This window comes from Thermogutta terrifontis, from assembly GCF_002277955.1.
In the GTDB taxonomy this organism is placed as follows: Bacteria; Planctomycetota; Planctomycetia; order Pirellulales; family Thermoguttaceae; genus Thermogutta; species Thermogutta terrifontis.
The window spans coordinates 3,842,361-3,864,868 of sequence record NZ_CP018477.1 but is presented as its reverse complement, the minus strand read 5'-3'; the positions used below and the strand labels follow the sequence as shown (position 1 = coordinate 3,864,868).

The following is a 22,508-nucleotide window of genomic DNA, read 5'->3' as shown; positions in this document are numbered from 1 at the left end:
ATATGCATATGTGATTAACGCGTTACTCTTGGACCCTCTGACGCTTGGTTTAGGTTCCACTTTTTGATAGGAGGCGCGAATATGACGTCCCACGGTCAATCACCAACCGAAATTCTCCGCCATGAGCACCGCGTCATTGAGCAGGTGCTCGCTGTTCTGGAGAAGCTCGCCGATCATGCGGCGAATAACGGAAAAATCGATGCGGAACTCGCATCCCAGGCGCTGGATTTCTTCAGGCATTTCGCCGACCATTGCCACCACGCCAAGGAGGAAGACCTCCTCTTTCCCGCCCTTGAGGCCAAGGGATTTCCCCGGGAAGGCGGTCCGACCGGCGTCATGCTCTACGAGCACGAACAAGGTCGGGCCCTCATTCGGCAAATGGTTGAAGCAATCCAAGCAGCCGAAACCGATTCGCGGGCGGCCGCTCGAAAATTCGCCGAGGCTGCCCGGCAATATGTCACCCTCCTCCGCCAGCACATTTCCAAAGAGGACAACATCCTTTTCGTTCTTGCCGAGCGAACGCTGAATGCCAGCGAACAGGCTGAAATGCTTGCCAAATTTGAGACCACGGAAAAAGAGCACGTGGGCGAAGGCGTCCACGAAAAGTACGCGGCCCTGGCTGACGAACTGCTCGCCAAAATGGGCATCGCGAAAGAATCTGTGCCGAAAGCGAGCGGCTTTTTCTGCTGCCATTAAATGCGCAAGGCTTGGAGGACTCAGCGAAGATTTGTGGGGAAACGCATTGCGGGGTCGAGATTTCAATAGTCGCAGCTAAAAAGGAGTGCCACCATGAGCACGAAAGGGTTGCGCAACGCGGCGATCGTGAGCTTCGTTGTGAGCATGGCGATCCTCTTTGTAGGGGGATACTTCGCCAAAGACCATGTTCCGCCCATCCCAACGAAAGTCGTGGTCGGCGAAAAGATTCTTGCGGACAAAGACGCGATCCTTCGCGGTCAAGACGTTTACCAGCGGTATGGGTTGATGGATCACGGAAGTATCTGGGGACACGGCTCGCTTCGCGGGATGGATTTCTCAGCCTATACCCTGCACCTGATGGGGTACCTGGTCCGCAATTACCACCTTGCCAAGGGAGAGCCTTCCCAGGACCTTTGGAAACAGCTCCCACCATCGCCACGGAAGGAACTCGACGAGGTGGACATGACAGTCATCCGGGAGCTGAAAGAAAATCGCTACCAGCCAGACACCGGAACGCTGGTCCTCACGCCGGCTCAAGCATACGCGTTTGAACAGTTACTTCACTTCTGGGATCGGACGTTTGCCGAAGGGGATCCTCACTACGGTTTTCTGCCCAATGCGATTCCTACGGCCGAAGAGCGCAAGGACCTGGCAACGTTTTTCTTCTGGACCGCCTGGGCGGCCGTTACCAATCGGCCTGGTTTGAACTACAGTTACACGAACAACTGGCCTTCGGATATCACCGTTGGCAACCGGGCTTCGACAGAAGCCCTGGTTTACTCGATCTTCTCTGTTCTCGCGCTCTTCGTTGTTCTCGGCCTGGTAGTCTACATTGTGCACCGCTATCAGTTTTTCTATGGTGAATCGCAGGCTGTCCAGGCCGCTTACCGATTGCTCGAGCAACCCGTAACACCGAGTCAGCGGGCGGCCGCCAAGTTTTTCTTGGTGGCGGGACTACTCTTCATTGTGCAAATTCTCAACGGAGGCCTGCTTGCGCACTACACTGTTCATCCCGGCAGATTTTATATCGAGCTTGTCGGGCAGATGTATCCTTATAGCTGGGCCAAAACCTGGCACCTGCAACTGGCGATCCTTTGGATTGCTCTGTCCTGGATGGGAACCGCCATTTACCTGGCGCCCTTGGTGGGCGGGCGAGAACCTCCGGGACAGCGAGCCCTGGTCAATGTTCTCTTCGTGGCGGCACTTGTCGTCGCGGTAGGAAGCCTGGTGGGGGAGGTGCTGGGCATCAAGGGATACCTTTCCCGGCTGGGCGGAAATCTTTGGTTTTGGCTGGGTCACCAGGGCTGGGAGTACCTTGAGTTAGGCCGACTCTGGCAGATCTTGCTGTTTGCGGGACTGATTTTCTGGCTTATCGTCGTGTATCGGGGCATCGCCCCAGGGCTTCTGCCCAGGTCCAATGGCACTTCTTCCGACCCTGAAGAGAAAGATCGCCGCGCCCTGATTACGTTTTACGTCCTCAGCGCGGTCTTCGTGGTGCTCTTTTTCGGCTTTGGACTGGCCTACGGACGCGGTACCCACATCACGATCGCCGACTACTGGCGATGGTTTGTTGTGCACATCTGGGTGGAAAGTATCTTTGAATTCTTCGGTGTGGGCGTCATTTCCTTGTTCCTGGTGACGCTCGGACTGGTGACAGCCAGTTCAGCTTTGCGAGTTGCCTATCTGACGGCCATCCTGGTCTTTCTGAGTGGCATCCCGGGCACCGCCCATCACTATTTCTGGTATGGTGGGCCGAGCTTCTGGCTGGCCATTGGGGGAGTGTTCAGCTCCCTGGAGCCCGTGCCGCTCATTCTGCTCGTCGTTCGAGCGTGGATGGAATACAAGTCCATTCGCGAAGCGGGACAGGAATTCCCCTATCGGTGGCCGCTGTATTTCCTGACCGCGTCCAGCTTTTGGAATTTCCTCGGTGCGGGCGTGTTCGGTTTCATCATCAACCTCCCCATTATTAACTACTATGAGCACGCCACTTATCTCACGAGCAATCACGGCCACACCGCCCTATTTGGGGTTTATGGAATGCTGGCCATCGCTGTCATTCTCTTCTCGTGGAGAGGTCTGACGGAAAACAAGGCGTGGAACGACCGCATCCTGCAAATAAGCTTCTGGGGCCTGAACGGCGGATTGTTCCTGATGTTCCTCACGGGATTGTTGCCCATCGGCGTCATGCAGGTGTGGCATGCCTATGATAACGGTTTCTGGTGGGGACGCAGCGCCGCCTTCTATGAACTCCCCATCATTCAGACGCTGGGCAACCTGCGCATCATTCCGGACACGATCATCATCGTGGTGGGGGCGCTGCCGCTTCTGTATTTCCTGATCACCACCTACCCACGCTTGCGGAAAGTCGAGGGCTGACATATAGCGGCAGAACGAACCCTGACCGACCAGGGGTAAGACTTGGCGATGGCCGCCGGGCGGGCACCAGTCTGCTCGGCGGTCGTTTTGCAGGGGCACGCTTGTGCAAGACGTACCCTGTTGCAGCGGGTTTTTGCTCAGGCCAGGCGATGCAGTTGCTCCCGATGCGAAATCGTTGCGAGCGCGGACTGGGCAAGTGGTCCCGCGCCGAACCAGAGGCGAACCCCGAAACCGCGAATCATTTATTACAAAAGCCTGCCAAGTTCGCCCATCTACCTATGCCGACCGCGAGACGACTTTCGATTGAGCATTCTTTAACGATTCGTAGGCCCCGAACTCGTAGGCAGCTTCAAACATGGCCACGATGTTCTCGGGTGGAACGTCTGCCAGAATATTGTGGACCTGTTGAAAAACGAAACCACCACCGGGCGCAAGAATCTGAATGAGTTGCCTTACATGTTCTTTGATCTGCGCCGGTGTGCCAAACGCCAGTGTTTGATGCGTGTCGCATCCTCCCCCCCAGAATGTGATTCTTCGCCCGAAATCGCGTTTTAATCCTTCCGGATCCATACCCTTGCATGAAATCTGGACCGGGTTGATGGCATCCAGACCGGCGTCGATCAGATCATCGAGGAGTTCGCGAACCCCTCCACAACAGTGCAGCATCACCTTAACGTCGGCCAGTTCTTCGGCACGCTTCCACATCGCGGCGTGACGGGGTTTGAACAGTTCCCGATACATTTTCGGGGAGATCTGCGGTCCCGTCTGCATCCCGAGATCGTCTCCGAAAACAATAATGTCGATCAAGCCGTCGAGCACGGGCAGAACCCGTTCCAGATTGGCCAGATGTGCCTCGGTGAGCCGATCCAGAACCCGTTCTGCCCGGGATCGGTCTCCCGCCAGGAGCATGTAAAAATTGTCGTTTCGATACAGAAATTGCCCACATTCCAGGAGGTTTCCGCCGAACAGATAGAGGATCGCCCGATCCGTTTTCTGCCGAAGGCTTCTCGCCCCTTTTTGCAGGCGCTCCAGCCCGCCCGGTCCTTCCACAATGGGACCGGGAGGCGAAGGGATTCCACACCAGATTGTGTCTTTCAGGGCCTCTGCCGCCATATCAGGATTGTCTTTCTCGGCAAACGGCCAGTAACACTGCTCGAAGTAAAGGGCCCCATCGGGCATTCGGCCGAGAATACGTCCCCTCGGCCCACGCAGGACCCACTCGTTGTCACGCCGTTCGGGCACTGCCCAACTGGGCATCTGACAGGGGGTTCCATCGGGCAACACCCAGTCCACCCAGTACTCGGGTTCCTGCGCAAAGGCTCGCCCCAGCTCGATGGTGTCCACGTGAAAGAGGTCGAGAATATCCTCATCGATAACCGCAAGTTGCTGAATAGGGTCATAGACCCGGATGGGGCGATCCGGAAGTCCCAGGAATTTTCGCAGGCGGGCATAGGCAATCGCGGCAATGCCCGAAGAACGATGTCCCCCAAAGTCAATCGGTACCCGATCCGGTTCCTTATGTTCCAGGGCCGTGAGCACGCGTTGTCGAGGTGTCATGAATAGAGCCTCCCTTAGTCCACTTCCGGCTCTTCTAGCAGATGGGAATTTCGGGGCATACCAGCGACCAGGAAAACTGGTGCCATTTTAGTCAGTCCAGTTCCCTCAAAAAAAGCCCCCTCCAGGAGACCCTTTGAAATGATTATTGCGAGACGAGAAACACAGGACGGGGCATCGCTGACGCGGCGGCCCCAAAGCAGATCCATCAGGAAAACGCGGCACGAGTCAGGCCACGTTGCGGGCCAATTCACCATCAACTTCGTTTTCAGTGACGTCCTCGGGAGCAGCGCATCTCTTAACCCGAGGCTGTTCCTTCCACCGTCGGTGAATCCACCAGTATTGCTCGGGAGATTCCCGAATAATCTCTTCGAGCTGCGTCGTGTACCACTGGGTGATGAAAGTGACAGGGTCCCGGACTGTGACCTCCCGCGGATCCAGAATCGCTTTGACTCCCATCTCAAAACGCATCGGCTGACCCAGCCTTTTCACGTACACGACCGCAATGGGTGCGTCGTACTGTAGGGAGAGCAGCCCGATAGCCTTATAAGTAGACGCGGGCCGACCGAAGAATTGGACGAAGCATCCTTTTCGCCCAGCGCTCTGGTCGGCCAAAAAGGCCATTGTGCCGCCGGCCTGCAGAACAGCCTCGATTTGCTCTGCCCCACCGACTCGCGGAATGATGTGCTGTCCCCTGGCCGAACGGAAGGCGTTAACGAATCGGTCCAAGAAAGGGTTGTCGAGGGTTCTTGCCACCGTGTGCGTGGGAAAGCCGAGCAAACCCAGCATATACCCGCCGAATTCAAAATTGCCAAAATGACCGGTGACGAGAATGACAGGCCGATCCTCGAGAAGTCTTTTCACCAATTCCCGGACGTTCTTGAGATCCACAAACCGGCGCCAGTTCTCCTCGTGAAGCACACGCGGAGTATGAGCCACTTCCATCACCATCAAAAAAAGATGGTGCCACATTCGCTCGATTAAGTCTCTTCTCGCTTCGGGCGAAAGCGATGGAAACGCGTGGCGGAGGTTATCATCGGCCACCTGGTAGCGCACGCGAAGCACCCGCGTAAACAGCCAGGCGAGTGCACGGGCAAGAGCGTTTCCCACCTGCAGCGGCACAGCCTGGGCCAGAATGATCAGCCATCGCACAATCACACACACAAGATAATGACCAAAACGTGTCAAATGACTCATCGGGGCGGCAATCAGGCAAGAGGCTCTCTGCGATGTGTGTTGCAAAAAAACAATTCGGGAGCGGTGGGAAGACCGGTCAAATTGTCCATCTTCCCACCTGCTGCGCATTGGCCTGAAAGATACCACTCCGAATGGAAACCAGGCAAGAGAAATTGACTGGTTCTGGGTATGCCCGCAAGGAATCTGAAAAATTAGCCTTCCGAAAAAGGGAGGGAATTGCAAAAATGGACGGCTGCATGGTCTAACACGGCGCTGCTGTGTCGGCCGGCAGCCGAGGACAGGGAGGTCCCCATGAACATTTGCCTGTTTCTTCCCAATTGGCTGGGTGATTTGGTCATGGCTGTGCCCGCCATTCGGGCCATTCGCGCCAGATTTGGCCCCGGGGCAAGAATCGTCGGTATTACGCGTCCCAATCTGGCTGGGCTACTCTCGGGATCTAACTGGATCAACGAATTCTGGTATTACGATCCACGAACAGATGATCCTCGTTTTGATACCTTCGCCACCATCCAAAGACTGCGAACTGTTCGTTGGGACCAAGCGATCCTATTCACGAACAGCCTGAGAACGGCTCTGCTGGCCGTGGCTGGAGGAATTCCAGAACGAATCGGTTATGCTCGGGATGGTCGCGCTGCACTTTTGACGCACGCGTTGCCGGTGCCGCGGGATGGGGGACAAATCCGGCGGGTACCGATGGTGGACTATTATCTCGGACTGGCCCGGGCAATTGGCGCGGACAGCGACGATCGGCGCCTGGAACTTCCATTGAGCCTCTGGGGGGAAGTGTGCGCCGATCGAGTTTGGAAAGACCTGAACCTGCCCACTCACGGGCCTGTGATCGCCATGCACGTGGGGGGCGCGTTTGGAGCATCCAAATGCTGGCCGCCCGCTCATTTCGTCGAGCTTGCCCGCCGCATCGTGACCAGTACGCCCGCGTGGGTGCTCTTTGTTTGTGGTCACCGCGAACGCGAAGTCGTTCGCCGCATCGCCAGGGAAGTGTCCCACCCCAAAGTCGTTTCAATGGCAGATCAACCTCTGGATTTGCAGACGCTCAAATCGTGTCTTCACCGTTGTACGGCAATGGTTTCTACCGATAGCGGTCCCCGCCATATGGCGGCTGCGTTGGGCAAGCCGGTCGTCACCCTCTTTGGTCCGACCTGGCCGGTGGTAACGGCAAATCCGACCGTGGAATCGATCGACCTCCAAGTCTCGCTGGACTGCGTCCCCTGCGGGCAGCCGCGTTGCCCGTTAGGCCATCACCGTTGTATGGAGGAGTTATCACCGGATATGGTGTTCCAGGCTGTTTTGCCATACATCAGCCGGACACAATTTCGAAGCGTGGCGTGATACCGTCGGGAGAGGAGAATGCATCGGCCACCGATCAGCGTGGTCATCCCCTGTAAAGACGAGGAGCACCACTTAGCGGCGTGCGTCCAATCTGTACTCGGCTGGGCAGATGAAATCCTGATCGCGGACAGCGGTTCGACTGACAAAACACTGGCCATCGCTCACGATTTCTGCACTGCGCATCCCCGATTGTGTCGGTTAATCCAGCGCGAATTCATCAGCTTTGGCTCGTTCAAAGGCTGGGCGGTCAACCAGTGTCGGCACGATTGGGTTCTTGTCCTGGACGCCGATGAACGGATGACACCGGCGTTGCGTCGGGAAATTGACAAAGTGCTTTCAAAAAGCGATTGTCCAGACGCATTTCTCGTAGGATTTGACCACTATTACCTCGGCTATCGCATCAGGCACGGAGCTTGGAATCACAAGGTTGTCCGCCTGTTTCGAAAATCCGTCGCCAATTACGACGCAGGGGCCATCCACGAAAAAGTTGTGGTTTCGACAGGCAGAGTTGGCATCTTGCAAGGGCGCCTTGAGCACTGGACATGCACCTGTTTGGACAGGTGGTATCAAAAGAAGAACCGATACTCCACTGTAGGGGCTTTGGAAAAGTGGAAGCGGGGCAAACGTGCGCGATTGTGGGACTTGACGTTGCGTCCGATCACGGCCTTTGTCAAGTCGTTCATAGTCAAAATGGGGTTTCTGGATGGGATGGGCGGTTTTCTTGTCGCTGTTGATAATGCCGTCACCACTTTTCAAACTTACCTGAAACTTTGGGCGATCGCACATCCGCGTACAGCAGAACTAACACGCGGAAGTTCGGCAGCCGAGAACGATGCCTTCGCACACCTTCCGAAACGGTCTGACGTCACTTTCGATACAGGAATCGGTGCGGATTCATCCTCGCGTGTTGAATTGGCCCATTCTTGAGTTGGGTCTTTCATTCCCACCAAGTTGCCCGCTCTGCGCAGTTTTCCTAGTCATAGGCGGCGCATTGTAACCGGCATTAGAGAGTTCCAGCGAAACTTTAAACCCGCCGGCGTAAGTTTTCGCATTTTTCGACAAAATTTACCCCGATGCTGCCTTTTCGCGATTCGATTCTGACAGAACTTCTCCCGCCTGAATCCAAGGCGCGCTTTTTACTGACGATTACTCCTGTAAGAACAATGCGAAACGCGACGGAATTGGATGAGTTAACGGTTCTGTCGCGATTGCGGGCGACGACGCTCCGCGGCGGCCTTTGCAGCGGGTTTGGTTTTGCGCACCGGGAAAGGGTTTCAGGGAATTGGCCCAGTCCCGTCTTCGTCGAGCAGATCCGCGGCTCTCAGCGGTGTTCAGGGATGGTTAACACCTCACCAGTTTTTGGGAAAAGGAGTTCCCCATGTGTCGAGCTTCCGGGATTAAGCTTTTACTTCTGCTGCTTATTGCAGGAGGGCTGGCTTCTCCTCCAGCAGCGTTGGCTGGCGAGTTTGACGATCTGACAGAGGCCCGTCTTCGCCAGCTCGAAGAAGAAACCCAGCGTCTGCGTGCGGAATTGGAAGCGCTTCAGGCGACTCAACCAGTAGCCCTGCCGCGGGTGACCGGTGATCCGGTGGCATTTGAAACGGAAGCAGCTCAGCCCGCGGCTCCCTCGATGGATGAGATTCGGGCGGAAATGAAAAAGCTCGCCTGGACCAAAGGGGACATCCAGATCATTCCGTATGGGTACCTTTGGGCGAGTACTTCCTATGAGACACTTCACTCCAATATGGGGGATTATACGCTCTATGTATTTTCGCCAGACGATCGTCCGGAAGGAGCCTGGCACGTGGACGGCAAGTCAACCCGGCTGGGTATTGACTTTGTTGGACCGATGCTGCCGCGGTTTGGATGTGCCCAGACCGGCGGAAAAGTGGAATTCGACTTTCAAGGAGCGTTTCAGACGGAAAACCGTGGGAGCGTTCTGCTTCGTCACGCCTATGTCGAGGTGAAAAACGAGTACTTCCGCCTGTTGGCGGGTCAGACCTGGGACGTCATTTCACCTCTGCTTCCGGGCACGATCATGTATTCAGTAGGCTGGGGGGCTGGAAACATCGGATATCGGCGCGCCCAGTTTCGCGCTGAGCGCTACTACCATTTCTCTGACGTACTGCTCGTCACAGCACAGGCATCCATCAATGCCGACATCGCATCCGAGATTGGCGGTAATGTGGTGGCCGAGCACGCCGAGTGGCCCGTCGTTGAAGGTCGATTAGGTTTTACCGTCGGGCCACGGGGCCCCGGCTACCGCCCCCTGGAGTTTGGCATTTCGGGTCACATCGGTGAGCAGATGTTCTACCTTCCCGGCCCACCAGTCACCGAGGAAGACTTCCGAACTTGGTCCTTCAATGTGGATGTGAAATATCCCATCACACCGCGATTTGGGGTCCAGGGCGAGTTCTTTACCGGGGAAAACCTCGGTGCTTACTTAGGTGGAATTGTTCAGGGTGTCAATCTCGCACGGGGAAATACCATCCGGGCCACTGGCGGTTGGGTGGACGTGTGGTACGACTGGACAGAGCGACTTCACAGCCATGCGGGTTATTCGATCGACGATCCGTTCAATCAGGACCTCAGCCCCGGACAGCGGAGTTACAACCAATTCTATTTTGCGAATGTCACCTATGATGTGACGAAGCAATTCATCCTGGGTTTCGAGGTGCAGCAATGGAAAACAAACTGGGTAGCCAAGGACCCTGCCGACAGCACTCGATTTGAGGTGATGGTCCGCTACGGGTTCTGATTCCCGAGTACTCCTCAGACGGTTTCCACCGGCCAACCGAGGGCCTCGGTTGGCCGGCGTTTTTTTACATGGTGGAAATTGTTGACTTCACGTCTCCGGAGCGGCTCGGTCCTGAAAGTCCGCTTCTCCAGCACGCCGGAGAAGAAACTGCTACCGGTTTTGCGAGGTGGGAAGCTCAAATGACTGTGCGGGTGAAACGGTTGCCAGCACGAATGGGCCAAAGTATTTCCTGGCGACTCGTTTGACATCCTCCAGCGTCACCGCCTTGACCCGCTCATCAAATTTCTTGTCGTAGTCATATCCAAGCCCGTACAGTTCATCGAGCGCAGCCTGGGTGGCCCGCGCTGCGATGGTGATGTTCTGCTGAGCATGGTAGGAGATGAGCAATTCTTTCGCCCGCTCGAACTCCTCCTCAGTGATCTCGCCCTGTTTGGCCTTCTCCACATTCTTCAGCACCCGCTGAACCACCTCAGCCAGTGTCTCCGGTCTCGTTTGAGCCATGATCACGAAGTAACCCGGTGCCGGCCCGGTCAATTGAAGGGCATGGACTCCGTAAACCAGCCCTGCCCCGCGAAGTTCCTCATGCAACCAGCCGCCCGGGTAATCATATCCCGACATGATCGTGTCGAGGACCATCATCGCGGTGTAGTCTGCCTCATCGCGAATGCTCGGCCCGGGATACCCCATCACCAGCACGGCCGTCGGTTTCTGGACTTGCTTGTGTCCGGTAACAACCTGGGGTATGGCGTTATTGCGATCGAAACTGATCTTGGGGGCATCTGCGGGCGGTGAGAGCTGACCGTACCACTTCTCTACCAGGCGCACCGCTTCGTCGGGATTGATATCACCGAACACCGCGACGACCATGTTCGCTGGATTGAGCAGCACTCGATGGTACTGCTTGATGTCATCCAGCGAGAGTCGCTCCACAGTTTCCCGCTTTCCACCGATCAGAATGTGATAAGGTGAATCTGCTGGAAGTAAGTCCGCGAAAAGCTCCTGCGCTTCCGCCTGTGGAATCGCACTTCGCTGAGCGATCGCATCCAAGACCAGTTTCTTGACTTTGGCAAATTCACCCTCATCAAATCGGGGTTCCAGCAAACATTCCGTCACCAGGTCTCCCGCCTTCGCGAAATTCTCTTTCAAAATGTTCAGACTGGCGACAACCGTGTTGCGACTAGGGAGAAAGCCCACGCGGGCATCCAGGTCGTCGAACAGTTCGGCAATCTGGTCCGCCGTGTAGTGGCGAGTCCCCTTGTCGAGCATTCCCGCAAGCAGTGCCGTTCTGCCTGCCGTTTCGGGCGTATCCAGGAGATTGCCGCCAAGAATGGCCACCTGCATGGTGACGATCGGCAATCGGGCCTGCCGCTTGACCAGCACGCGCAATCCATTCGGCAAACGAACGAGTCGTATGTCTGATTCTTCGCTTTGCATGCCCTCGGATGCGGTTTTGGGTGCGCGTCCCAATGGCGCAATGACGACTTCGTTGAGCCGATCCGGAACGAAATACTTGCGTGCCACTTCCCGAAGTTGCTCACTGGTGACCGATTGAATGCGTTCTGTATAGAGCTTGTCGAAGAGCGGATCGCCGGTGGCGAGATAGCTTCGTGCAAGACTTTCCGCGGTGGCCTGCAGACTCTCTCTTTCGAAGATCCAATCGGAAACTTTTTTCTTTTTGGCCCGGGCAAGTTCATTCTCGGGAACCAGTTCATCGCGAAGACGATACACTTCTTCGAGAATGATGCGTCGGACTTCCTCATAATTTTCTGGCGGACAGGTCGCCAGGATTCCAAACCATCCTCGGACATACTCCGGCGTCGCACTGGCTGCATCGACGCGGAGAGCGAGGGGCTTCTCTCGTTGCAACCGCCGAACCAGGCGTGACGATTCGCCGCGGGCCAGGATATCCGCCAGAACATCGAGGGGATAAAGGTCGGGATCGGTCAACTTCACAGTGGGCCAGGCGATGGCAATGTCCGTGGCGTCTCCTTCCATCTCCCGAACAGCTCGCCGCGGACTCAGTTGCGCCGGTTCCTCTTCCAACGGGATGTATGTCTCCGCGGCACGGGGAATTCCGCGATACTGTTCTGCGATCTGCTGAATGACGGCATCCGTCTGAACATCGCCCACCACGACAAAGACCTGATTATTGGGGGTGTAACGGGCCCGATAGAACTGGATGATGGCCTCGTTGCTCGTGTGATTGAGAACGTCCAGATATCCGATAACCGGATGTCGGGCTGGGTGCACCAAATAGAGTGTTTGATTGAGCAATTTCCAGAGCACGCGGGAGCGGCTGACTTCCCCGTCGGCCAGCTCTTGCTTGACGACCTTCAGTTCTCGCTCAAATTCCTTGGGTTCGAATGCCACCCGCTGCATGGAATCAGCCAGCAATTCGATGACTTCCTTGACGTGGCGTGCTGGACAATCGATGTAATAGCAGGTGAAATTCGTGGTGGTATACGCGTTGGTCTTGCCCCCAAATCGGTCGATGATCGCGGCGATCTCCTTCTCCGTCCGCTTAGTTGTGGTTCCACCGGCCACAACATGTTCCAGAACGTGGCTGAGTCCCGCCCCCATATGTTCGGCTTCGTAAACGCTTCCGGTGTACCTGACATAACACCGCACGGTCGCTGCCTGTACCGTGTGGTTCTCCTGGACGATGATGGTCAGCCCATTAGAGAGTTCCGCCACTGTCACACCCTGCGGGTAAACCTGACGCTTTGTGATTGTGGGGACACCGTCGTCAGTTTCCGATGGAGATTGGGACATTCCAAGAGTGTTCATACTCACCATTGCGATCACGCTGAGACCGAGAAACAACCAAAACCGTCCGTGCCGCACCACGTTCAATTGACCCAGTGTTTTCATCGTCATCGGGTGATCTCCCTCGTTACAAGCTCTTCCGGTGGGCCTGAGCCCGTTCGAGTTTAACCTGTTCATTATTACGCTCGGGGTTTCAACGTCCACCCACGGCGGGCTGTGATCATGGTCGTGAATCGCCGCCACCTCAAACAAGGGCCCGCGAACCGGGATTTTTGCGGTTTGGGGTGTCGTTCGGCCCCACTTCTTGTCCGCAGGCCGGTGTGTTTGATATTATAAGCCATAATTTCCTGCTGATTTGTCAGTGCTACCAATGAGCATGACACCGAGTGCCGCATGTCAGAACCGACGAGAATTCCTCCTCGAAGCCCGGAGTTGATGTCTCCCCAGGACACTGGTCTCCTGGTCATTGATGTCCAGGAAAAGCTCGTCCCCCATATCCACGATCATCAAAAGGTGGTCTGGAACATCAGGCGGCTTCTCGATGCCGCGAGGATTCTTGGTATTCGCATCCTGGCAACGGAACAGTACCCCAAGGGCCTGGGGCCAACGGTATCGCCGCTGCGGGAACGACTCGGGCCAATTCCGGAAAAACTCATGTTCAGTTGCCGGGAATGCTGGTCACTCTTCGAAGAAGCAGAACAAGCGGGGCTGAGCCGTCTCCTCGTCTGCGGCATCGAGACGCATGTGTGCGTTCAGCAAACGGTGCTGGACTTTCTTGCGTCAGGCTGGCGGGTGTACGTCGCGGCAGATGCGGTGGGATCGCGGCACCGAATAGATTACGAGATCGCTCTGCGCCGGATGGAGTTGGCGGGCGCCGTCATCACAACTACGGAGGCCGCGCTGTTTGAATGGTGCATTCGCGCGGGGACTGCCGAATTCAAACAGATCAGCCAGCTGGCGCGCGAATTTCCGCCAGGCGAATCTGCCGCAGTATCCTGAGCTTTGCCGCGATACATTTCTGTTAGTGAGATTGCCCCCTTGTCGCTCTTGCGCATTGGTGTTATCTTTTCACAAGAAGTAACACTGGCAGGATCCTGACCCAGAGCAAGCGAGCACCATTGGACAGTTGGCTAAAGTGTTTCTTCCCGAAGTGAGGAAGTGTCGCGTGCAAAAGGTGGAACAGCAGCCGCACCAGTTTGATGCACACGACGCTTCCTGAAATCTCCTGAGAAAGTGCGAGGGTGAGTTATGAAAAGACCGCTGACAATTTTGTTGTGGGTGTGCTGGATCGGTTGGAGCTGGAGCGTTTTCGCCGAGCTTCCCCGAAGTTCCCTTTACCTGGTCGGAGTTGGGCCTGGTGATCCGGATCTCATCACGCTGCGGGCAGTGGAAGCCATCCGCCATGCCGACGTAATCTACTGCACCGACGGATTGGAAAAGAAATTCTCCGATTATTTGACCGGAAAGCAGGTTATCACGGGTTACTGGCGACTTTTTGAGTACTATGGGCAGGACATCAACTCACTTCCCGAGGCGGAGCAACCGCGCGCCCGGGCTCTGGCGGAGAAAAGGAACGCGTTCATCTCGCAGGTGCGGCAGGCCGTCGGCCAGGGAAAAGTGGTGGCCATTCTCGATAGTGGGGACCCTCTCATTTACGGGCCATGGGCCTGGTGTCTGGAAGAGTTTACCGATCTAAACCCGGTGGTTGTACCGGGAGTGAGTTGTTTCAACGCTGGTAATGCCGCGCTTCGCCGAGGCGTCACGAACGCCCCGAAAACCAAATCGGTGATCCTCACCGCTAACGATTGGCCAGGAAAAACAGATACGGTGGAAAGTCTCTCCGTCCATCGAGCCACCATGGTCATTTTCACGATGCGTGCGGAGTTCGACTACTTCATTGAGAAGCTCAAAACCCATTATCCGCCGGACACGCCTGTGGCTATCGTCAAATACGCTGGCTATCAGGAGAAGGAGGACGTGATCGAGGGCACACTCGCCACGATCCGGGACAAAGTGGATCCGAAATCTCTGCCCTTTGAGTATTTAATCTACGTTGGTGATTTTCTCACCTATCGGCAGAAGTCTCCTGCCACCACGTCGGTGTCAAATGCACCGGCAATGCAATCGGTGAGCAGTGGGGCGAGTGTATCAACGCACTGATGGATGCAGTTTTTGAGCATCGGCTTGGAGAAAGCGACGCGTTAGAACAATTGACGTGAGCATGTGGCGCGACGCTGCGTGCTCCCATTGGGCAGGCCGTTTCCCCCCAGCGGTCCTGCCCGTTCTTTTTGGAAATGTGGTCAATGAGACGACAAGCCTCGCGTGTCTCCGGTTGCCTGCTTGTCGATTCGCCCGGGGACGAATAGAGTGACGGAAGGAGATGATCCGGTAAACGACAATTCGAACCGCATAAACCTATTCTTTATTTTCCTTGAAAATAATGGCACACCATAACGGAGGGAACCGTGGCGACTGAGGCTTCACGGCAGGAACGAGGCACACAAGGCCCGCTGGGGGAGCTGGCGGGGCGTGTTCCCCCTCATAGTGTTGAGGCGGAAAGGGCTGTGCTGGGGAGCGTCTTGCTTGACCCGCGGACGCTGGACGATGTGGCCACAGTGCTCGTGCCAGAAGACTTTTATGTGGACGCCCATCGGCGGATTTATGCTCGGCTCCTCGAGATGCACGCGGCGAACCGCACAATCGACCTGATGCTCCTGGTCGAAGAGTTGCGGCGGCACGGGGAATTCGAAACAGTTGGCGGGGCCCCATATCTCGCAGAAATTGCCCAGTCCGTAGCGGTGGCTAGCCATGCTGTCTACTACGCAGAAATAGTGCGCAACCACGCGTTTCTGCGAGCATTGATTCAAGCCGGTACGGACATCGTGCGTGACGCATTCGATTTGAGTCTCGAGCCGCGGGAAATCCTCAATCGTGCCGAAGAGCGGATCCTGGCAGTTCGTGACCGCCGATCCACAGGGGATGTCGTGCCGGTGAGCGACGTGCTCTTTGAGGCGTTTCAAATGATCGACCGGCGCATGCAGGGTGAGGCTACCGGGGTGCCGACGGGCTTCACCGATCTCGACAAACTGACCGGGGGCCTGCACGATTCCGAGCTCATCATTCTGGCTGCCCGGCCAAGTATGGGGAAAACAGCCCTCGCCACGAATATTGCGGAGCATGTGTCGGTGGACGCGGGCTTGACAACGCTTTTCGTCAGCCTGGAAATGTCTCGCTTGGAATTGATTCAGCGAATGCTTTGCTCGCGGGGAAAAATAAACGGGCATAAGTTTCGCAGTGGTTTTCTTTCCGCGGAAGACAGGGAAAAACTTGTCCGAGCCGCCGGTGAACTGAGCCGCGGAAAGTTGCTCATCGATGACTCGCCAAGCCGTACGGTAACCGAAATCGCTGCGGTAGCCAGACGCCTCAAACGACGCGAGGGCTTGCGACTCATTGTCATCGACTATTTGCAATTGATCGAGCCAGATAACCCCAAGGATCCCCGTCAGGAACAGGTGGCAAAAATCACGCGGCGTCTCAAAACTCTCGCCCGGGAACTGAAAATTCCTATTTTGTGCCTCGCCCAGCTCAATCGTCAGACGGAAGTTGTCAAAGACAACCGGCCCCGATTGAGTCATCTTCGCGAGTCGGGCGCCATCGAGCAGGACGCCGACGTGGTGATGTTTGTCCATCGCGAAGAGTATTACCACACCCGAGAGGAAGCCCAAGCTCGGGGATTGTGCGGGTTGGCTGAGGTGATTGTGGCCAAGCAGCGTAATGGTCCGGTCGGGGATGTGAAACTTGTCTGGCGTGAGGAATTCACGCGATTCGAAAATGCAGCCCCTGCTGAGTATAGCGAAGTTGCCTACGGCGACTTTGCGGAGGATGCCCCATTTTAGGGGATTTTGAAGGGTGCGAGACCCACCTGGTAAGCCGCGGCGCTCAGGAACGCAGCGGACGGTTACAAGATGCTTGCGATGTCCCGGCAAGCTATAATGGACGAAGACTGCATTGCCGCCGGGAATACACGTATGGCGCCTGCCATGCCACAGATCGGGTCAAAATAAGCCGGGCGGATTGGGTGCGGTGGTGCAATCGATCGTCATATGCCAGGTAGGTAAAGCTGCGAAGGTTTGATGGGGCCTCCATCGCATGAGAAAGATCAACAAGCGCTTCGTCGTCATTCTCGTTGCAGTGGTCATTCTGCTGGGAACGGGCACGTATTTCCTGCACGGTTACCAACTGCGAAGAAATGCCCGGGTCTTTCTTGAACGGGCACAAGCCGCCTTGAAAGAGGGTCGCCGTGACGTCGCGGCGAAAAACTTCCAGTGGTACACGGAACTCGTGCCACAGGACCTGGATGCTCAGCAGCAATTCGCGGAACTGCTTATTGAGCTTCGCGCATACGGGCCTGCCTATTTTCGGTTGGAAACGGTTTTGCGGCAGGACCCGGAGCGTACCGAAGCCCGCAGGATGCTCGTGGATGTGCTTCTCAACATAGGACGTTTTCGCGATGCGGAGGAACATCTCAACCAATATCTGCTTAAAGTGAATCCCGATGATGCCGAGTTATTAACGAAGCTCGCCCGGTGCCAGCGTGGCCTCGGCCAATCGAGAGAAGCGGTGCGAACTCTTGACAAAGCCATCAGTTTACGACCGGAGCTGGCGGAGGCTTATGCCCAACTCGCGGGAATCTATCGTTATGATCCCGAGCTCAAGGATCCGCAGAAGGCCGACGAGTGGATCAGCAAGATGCTGGCCGCGGTAAAGAATGAGGAAGCGCTGCGAACAGCGGCCGTTTACTACTACCAGTCCGATCGATACGATCAGGCTCTGCAATATACCAAGGAAATTTTGGCCAAGAAGAGCGATGATGTGGATTTTCTTATTCTTGGCGCGGACTGCGCTCGGCGGCTCGAGCAGCTCGATCTTGCTCGCGCTTGGGCGGAGAAAGCCATCGCGTTGGATCCCCAGCGAGCGGACGGTTACACGTTGCTCGCCGCAATTCAGGCAGCGCAGGGACAGCCGAATGAGGGCCTGGCCACTCTTCAGAATGCATTGACCAAAGTGAGCGACAAGGCAGCGGTCTTGGCCAACCTGGCCGAGATGAGTCTCAATCAGGGAGATGAAAAAAACGCCGAAAAAGCCATCGAAGAGCTGAGTCAAACTCGGTACCCGCTCTCGCGGCTGGAATGGTTGAGAGCCCGATTGCTTCTGGCCCGCGGTCAATGGTTTGAGGCCGCGCGCAAATTGGAAGTCATCCGGCCGGACCTGACCAATGTGCCCGACCTGCTTAAACAAGTGGATTTTTACCTGGGGCTGTGTTATGCCCAGATGGGCAACATGGACCAGAGTCTGGCGTCGTACTCAAAAGCTGCCACCCAAGACCCCCTTTGGCCACAGGCCCGGCTGGGGCGGGCGGCGGCGTTTCTCGAATTGGGGCGCGTGGACGACGCGATTGAAGATTATCGCGCTCTGGTGACGATGGGGAAAGCGACGTCGGCTGTTGTACTTGACCTTTGCCGGCTGCTTATCCTGAAGAATTTGGGCCAACCCCGGACTCAGCGAAACTGGCAAGAGGTCACCCAACTTCTAAGCGTGCTGGAAAAAGATCCGCAAGTTCGGGCCCAGGCTGCTGTGCTGCGAGCGGAAATCGCTGTTGCCGACAATCAACCCCAGGAAGCCGAAAAAATTCTTCAACAGGCTCAAAAAGATAATCCGGACCGCGTGGAAGTTGGGCTAGCCAGAGTGGCACTGGACCAGCATCGAGGGCAGTTCACAGAAGCCGAAAAACTGCTTCAGGAGCTAACCGCAAAGTTCGGAGAATCGGCCGACATTCTGGTCACCCGGGCTCGGCTTGCTGCCCGCGCCGGCGAAGAACAAGCCAAAAAAGTATTTCGCGACATCGCCAGGGCTGCCGAGAAGCTCCCCGACCAAGATCGCCAGCGAGTCTTGAGCGTTCTGGTGGGCTATTCAATCCAGTTCTCTGATTTTGATGCCGCCCGACAGTGGTGCGATGAACTGAGCCGTCTGGCGCCGAACAATCTGAAAGTGCGGTTGCTCCTTTTCGACTTGGCCATTCGGGCCCAGGATGTGGCCAGTTTGAAGCCCGTTCTCGACGAGATCGCGCGGATCGAAGGACGCGGGCCTATCTGGCATTACGGTGAAGCCGTTCGGCTGTTTCTCGAGTCCAAAGGTGAAAACCGCGATCAACTCCGACAGGCCCTGGACCATCTGGCAAGGGCGAGCGTGCTCCGGCCGAACTGGATGCGGGTACCCGCCCTTCAGGGACAAATCTACGATCTGCTCGGAGATACCACCGCTGCCATCAATGCCTACAGCCGAGCCATCAGCTTGGGGGATCGCAGCATTGTGACGGCGCGGCGACTTGTGCAGTTACTTTATGGGGAGCAGCGTTTCCTGGAGGCCGATAAGATCATCCGCACCCTGGAAGAGCAGCAGGCACCCTTCTCGTCGGATCTGGAACGCCTGGCCTCCACGGTCTCTCTGCGATTGGAAGATTACGAGCGGGCGCTCGAGCTGGCAAGACGGGCAGCGTCAACCTCCCAGGATTACCGTGATCACGTCTGGTACGCCACAGTACAGGCTGTCCTGGGGCTGCGTTATCGAGCAGAAGGGCGCACCGCTGAGGCAGACGCGGCTCTTGCGGAAGCTGAAAAAGAATTTCGCAAAGGGGTCGAGCTGGCACCCCAATCCACTGATGCATGGGTGGCACTGGTACAGTTCTACGCAAGGATCGGCGATCAAATCAAAGCCAAGCAGACTGTCGATGAAGCACGGCAGAGAATTGAAGGCGGGATCGCGCCGCTTGTGATGGCCCAGGTCTTCGAAGTGCTCGGCCAGATCGACGAGGCGGAAAAGCAGTACCAGGAGGCGCTCGCCATCGCACCCGACAACCCCGCAATCATTCGGCAGGTGGCGGAATTCTACCTGCGGACCGGCCGTGCTGACTCGGCCCGCGCCCAGTTGGAAAGAATCACAAGTGGACAGGTTCAGGCTCCCGAAACGGACGTCGTCTGGGGACGGCGGAGCATGGCTCTCCTGCTTGCAGCGCAGGGAGGATACGAGAACCTTCAAAAAGGACTGGAACTTATTCGGCAGAACCGGACGGCTGGTCAGCAGCCCTCGATTCAGGACCTTCGTGCGGAGGCCCTTCTGTTAAGTGCTCACCCACAGCGTAAAAAGCGAATCGAGGGTCGCCAACTTCTGGAAAAAGTCGTCAACGAGTACAGTGCCGCGACGCCCGAAGATCGATTTATTTTGGCCCAGCTCTACATGGCCGACGGAGACATCTCCAACGCTGCCCGACATATGCGGACACTCCTGGCGTCACACGGCAACGAACCCCGGTATGTCCGTCGCTACGTTACATTCCTCCTTGATCAGTCGCAAACATCGGAGGCCGAGATCTGGCTTGGCCAGCTCGAAAAACTGGTCCCGGACGACATGAACGTGGTGGCGCTCCGCGCTCGATTATGGACGATGCAGGGCCGCTCCGACGAGGCACTCAAGTTACTCGAAGACTTTGCCAACCAGACAGACGAAAAGTCGCCGGGACAACTGTCTGATGCGTCATCTTCCCAACAGCATAGCGAAAAAACGGTTGCAACCGGCACGCCGTCCGGGGAAGCCAATTCCCAAACCCTTTCTGAGGAAGAACGGCTCCAGCAGATTCGTTGGGCTTTGGCAGGAGATACGGCAGAATATCTCGCAGGTTATCTCGCCCGTATCGGCAAGCCCGACGAGGCCAAGCGCTTCGTCGCCACTGCAGAAGCGATCTATCGTCGGTTCGTGGACAAGAACCCCGAGGCAGCGGTACTTTTGGCTGCCTTCCTCGCCCGCCATGACCGCCTGGCTGAGTCGCTCGATCTGCTGGAAAAAAATTGGGAGAGTGCCGACTTGGCGCTCGTGCGGGTGGCCACCACGGTCATCATGGGGCGTGTGTACCAAGACCGGACGGCTGCTGACCGCGTGGAAAGGATTGTTCTCGCTGCCCTTCAAAAACACGACCGACCGCTATCTCTTCTTTTGCTTCTCGGCGACTTTTATGGATTGCAGGAGCGCATTCCGGAAAGCGAACAAGCATATCGCGAAGTCCTCAAACGAGATCCCAAAAACATCATCGCCCTCAATAACCTTGCCGCCATTTTGGCGCTTCGCAAGGCAAGCGTCGACGAGGCTGAAAAGCTCATCAAAACAGCCATCAACATAGCGGGCCCAGGTGCCAATCTTCTCGATACTTATGCCATGGTTTTGATGGCGCAGGGCAAACCGCAACAGGCAACCGCCATCCTTCAGGAAGCGCTGGACGACCAGCCTTCAGGAATTCTTTATTTCCACGCCGCCCAAGCACTGGCCCAACTTGGGAAAAACAAAGAGGCGGCTGAGGCTTTTCAGGCAGGTGTCAAATTGGGACTGAAAAAAGAATCTCTCCATCCCCTGGAACGATCCCATTTTGACGAACTGGCCCGAAAGCTCGGACCGCTGGTGGCCGCCTCGTGAGGAATCGCCCCGTCAGGACATAACCGCCTACCCGCTGACCAACCTGGTTTTTCCTGGTTGGTCGAATTTGCGCGACGGGAATTGTTCATTTATTTCCCGTAACTCCCGCAGAGCGTCTCATCCCGGTTGGGCGAAAGATGGTTCGGCAGGATGGTCGATAAGTGACATATCCTGGCTTCCAACCTTTTGGCACCGGAGCCGAGCTTCCTGCACAAGCCTGCCCAGCAGCATCCAGATGAGCATCCCATGATTGCACCGCGTCAACCTCTCCAGCATGTGCCGGACATTCCTGAACAAGTTCGGCAATTTGTGTATCAGACCCTCTGTGAAACCAATCAACTGGAGCCGGGGATTTTTCCGATGCAGGAGAGCTACTTCTTTCGCAAGGGGGCTCCTTGTGCAGCCCTTTTTTGTGTGCAGGGTCCCCGGCTCATGAAAGTTATGGCCATTTGGGACCTGGAGAGGCAGGATGTACTTTTTTACAACGCGGCAGGAGAGCGGTATCTCGTAGCCCGCGCACCGGTGGAACCGCCATCTCTCCCCTAGCTTTCCGCGGGAGCGGCGTCTTCGCCATTTCCAATCTAACCTTTCCGACCTGTTTAACCTGCCAAGAAAAGACAAACCCGCCGAGCAACGTCTGTCCGGTCGGTTCGAAGAACGACACCAGGGACAGAGGAGAACTCGGCGGGCTCTCGGGCGGTTCGCGAAAAACAAGCCTCAGTCGCGCGGCTCGACAGCGCCGGTCAGGCCGCTGTAGTCACTTCGATCCAATGGATGCCAAAGCGGAAGGCCTTTCCGGACACGCTCCGCCAGCACTTCCAATTTAGCCCGAGAACCCGCAGGAGCATCGGTGGGAACAAACTCTTCAGTGGGAACAGGATCGAAATCCTCATCGTGACCGAATTCGCTAATGGCATCGAAGACGTTTCGCATGGGACACCTCTCTTTCTAGGTTCACTCGCAAGAACCACAAACAGACACCTGACACCAACACTACCGACCACAATATTCTTGGCGACGAAATGGTTCGCCATCGCCCCAAAACACAGTTGCCCTGCCAACTTTTGGCAGTGGTCCCCCAGTGGGGACTTTCTCAGCAGGCTTTACTACCGTGTGATCGACATCGGTAGAGCAGACCTTAGCTGGACAAAACGGTCTGCCTGCCGAGTCTCTGAACGCAAGCAATGTTCGCCTGTGCGGAGTTGACTTGCACCGACGGAACTACAGACAAGGCGGATAACTACGGTAGGACAATTTCGAAACGTGCCGCCTTGGCAAGCCCGATTGAGCGACC

14 protein-coding genes are annotated in these 22,508 nt (G+C 56.3%); 10 read left to right on the top strand and 4 right to left on the bottom strand.

Annotated features, from left to right (window positions below; genetic code table 11):
* Nucleotides 1-81 precede the first annotated feature (81 nt).
* A complete protein-coding gene (locus THTE_RS14365) occupies nt 82-696 on the top strand; it encodes a hemerythrin domain-containing protein (protein ID WP_095416077.1) in 615 nt (204 codons plus the stop codon).
* Between the two features lie 93 nt (nt 697-789).
* Nucleotides 790-3,072 (top strand): nitric-oxide reductase large subunit, encoded by a 2,283-nt coding sequence (locus tag THTE_RS14360; RefSeq protein ID WP_095416076.1) that lies wholly within the window; start codon nt 790-792, stop codon nt 3,070-3,072.
* Nucleotides 3,073-3,348: 276 nt separating this feature from the next.
* Here the strand turns inward: THTE_RS14360 and THTE_RS14355 are convergent, their stop codons facing one another.
* Together THTE_RS14355 and THTE_RS14345 are read right to left on the bottom strand one after the other, a co-directional pair.
* Nucleotides 3,349-4,629 (bottom strand): uroporphyrinogen decarboxylase family protein, encoded by a 1,281-nt coding sequence (locus THTE_RS14355; RefSeq protein WP_095416075.1) that lies wholly within the window; start codon nt 4,627-4,629, stop codon nt 3,349-3,351.
* Between the two features lie 225 nt (nt 4,630-4,854).
* Nucleotides 4,855-5,823 carry a lysophospholipid acyltransferase family protein gene (locus THTE_RS14345; protein ID WP_095416073.1) on the bottom strand — a complete coding sequence of 323 codons (969 nt, stop codon included), beginning with the start codon at nt 5,821-5,823 and terminating at the stop codon, nt 4,855-4,857.
* A 291-nt stretch (nt 5,824-6,114) separates the two neighbouring features.
* Here THTE_RS14345 and waaF point away from each other — a divergent pair, with 291 nt between their 5' ends.
* From waaF to THTE_RS14330, 3 genes are all read left to right on the top strand, one after another.
* Complete coding sequence (gene waaF, locus THTE_RS14340) at nt 6,115-7,170, top strand: lipopolysaccharide heptosyltransferase II (RefSeq protein WP_095416072.1); 1,056 nt, start codon at nt 6,115-6,117, stop codon at nt 7,168-7,170.
* 18 nt (nt 7,171-7,188) lie between these two features.
* The gene (locus THTE_RS14335; protein ID WP_095416071.1) at nt 7,189-8,097 is read left to right on the top strand and encodes a glycosyltransferase family 2 protein; all 909 of its coding nucleotides are present in this window, start codon (nt 7,189-7,191) and stop codon (nt 8,095-8,097) included.
* Nucleotides 8,098-8,548: 451 nt separating this feature from the next.
* A complete protein-coding gene (locus THTE_RS14330; protein WP_095416070.1) occupies nt 8,549-9,928 on the top strand; it encodes a hypothetical protein in 1,380 nt (459 codons plus the stop codon).
* Nucleotides 9,929-10,078: 150 nt separating this feature from the next.
* Here the strand turns inward: THTE_RS14330 and THTE_RS14325 are convergent, their stop codons facing one another.
* A complete protein-coding gene (locus THTE_RS14325) occupies nt 10,079-12,805 on the bottom strand; it encodes a M16 family metallopeptidase (RefSeq protein ID WP_168175865.1) in 2,727 nt (908 codons plus the stop codon).
* A gap of 282 nt (nt 12,806-13,087) precedes the next feature.
* On the opposite strand from THTE_RS14325, the gene THTE_RS14320 reads away from it, so the two are divergent.
* The 5 genes from THTE_RS14320 to THTE_RS14300 all read left to right on the top strand — a co-directional run bounded on the left by THTE_RS14320 (nt 13,088) and on the right by THTE_RS14300 (nt 21,760).
* Nucleotides 13,088-13,693, top strand: a complete 606-nt coding sequence (locus THTE_RS14320; RefSeq protein WP_095416068.1) for a hydrolase — start codon at nt 13,088-13,090, stop codon at nt 13,691-13,693.
* A 249-nt stretch (nt 13,694-13,942) separates the two neighbouring features.
* The gene (locus THTE_RS14315; RefSeq protein WP_095416067.1) at nt 13,943-14,854 is read left to right on the top strand and encodes an SAM-dependent methyltransferase; all 912 of its coding nucleotides are present in this window, start codon (nt 13,943-13,945) and stop codon (nt 14,852-14,854) included.
* Nucleotides 14,855-15,159: 305 nt separating this feature from the next.
* On the top strand, nt 15,160-16,590 hold the full coding sequence (gene dnaB / locus THTE_RS14310) for a replicative DNA helicase (protein WP_095416066.1): 1,431 nt from the start codon (nt 15,160-15,162) through the stop codon (nt 16,588-16,590).
* A gap of 253 nt (nt 16,591-16,843) precedes the next feature.
* Nucleotides 16,844-21,214 carry a tetratricopeptide repeat protein gene (locus THTE_RS14305; protein ID WP_095416065.1) on the top strand — a complete coding sequence of 1,457 codons (4,371 nt, stop codon included), beginning with the start codon at nt 16,844-16,846 and terminating at the stop codon, nt 21,212-21,214.
* Between the two features lie 246 nt (nt 21,215-21,460).
* Nucleotides 21,461-21,760, top strand: a complete 300-nt coding sequence (locus THTE_RS14300; RefSeq protein WP_095416064.1) for a hypothetical protein — start codon at nt 21,461-21,463, stop codon at nt 21,758-21,760.
* A 171-nt stretch (nt 21,761-21,931) separates the two neighbouring features.
* On the opposite strand, the gene THTE_RS14295 is transcribed toward THTE_RS14300, so the two are convergent.
* Complete coding sequence (locus tag THTE_RS14295) at nt 21,932-22,147, bottom strand: hypothetical protein (protein WP_095416063.1); 216 nt, start codon at nt 22,145-22,147, stop codon at nt 21,932-21,934.
* Nucleotides 22,148-22,508: the final 361 nt, after the last annotated feature.

Coding starts and splice junctions, on each gene's coding strand:
- THTE_RS14365 (WP_095416077.1), top strand. CDS start 82: ATGACGTCCCACGGTCAATCACCAACCGAAATTCTCCGCCATGAGCAC.
- THTE_RS14360 (WP_095416076.1), top strand. CDS start 790: ATGAGCACGAAAGGGTTGCGCAACGCGGCGATCGTGAGCTTCGTTGTG.
- THTE_RS14355 (WP_095416075.1), bottom strand. CDS start 4,629: ATGACACCTCGACAACGCGTGCTCACGGCCCTGGAACATAAGGAACCG.
- THTE_RS14345 (WP_095416073.1), bottom strand. CDS start 5,823: ATGAGTCATTTGACACGTTTTGGTCATTATCTTGTGTGTGTGATTGTG.
- waaF (WP_095416072.1), top strand. CDS start 6,115: ATGAACATTTGCCTGTTTCTTCCCAATTGGCTGGGTGATTTGGTCATG.
- THTE_RS14335 (WP_095416071.1), top strand. CDS start 7,189: ATGCATCGGCCACCGATCAGCGTGGTCATCCCCTGTAAAGACGAGGAG.
- THTE_RS14330 (WP_095416070.1), top strand. CDS start 8,549: ATGTGTCGAGCTTCCGGGATTAAGCTTTTACTTCTGCTGCTTATTGCA.
- THTE_RS14325 (WP_168175865.1), bottom strand. CDS start 12,805: ATGACGATGAAAACACTGGGTCAATTGAACGTGGTGCGGCACGGACGG.
- THTE_RS14320 (WP_095416068.1), top strand. CDS start 13,088: ATGTCAGAACCGACGAGAATTCCTCCTCGAAGCCCGGAGTTGATGTCT.
- THTE_RS14315 (WP_095416067.1), top strand. CDS start 13,943: ATGAAAAGACCGCTGACAATTTTGTTGTGGGTGTGCTGGATCGGTTGG.
- THTE_RS14305 (WP_095416065.1), top strand. CDS start 16,844: ATGAGAAAGATCAACAAGCGCTTCGTCGTCATTCTCGTTGCAGTGGTC.
- THTE_RS14300 (WP_095416064.1), top strand. CDS start 21,461: ATGATTGCACCGCGTCAACCTCTCCAGCATGTGCCGGACATTCCTGAA.
- THTE_RS14295 (WP_095416063.1), bottom strand. CDS start 22,147: ATGCGAAACGTCTTCGATGCCATTAGCGAATTCGGTCACGATGAGGAT.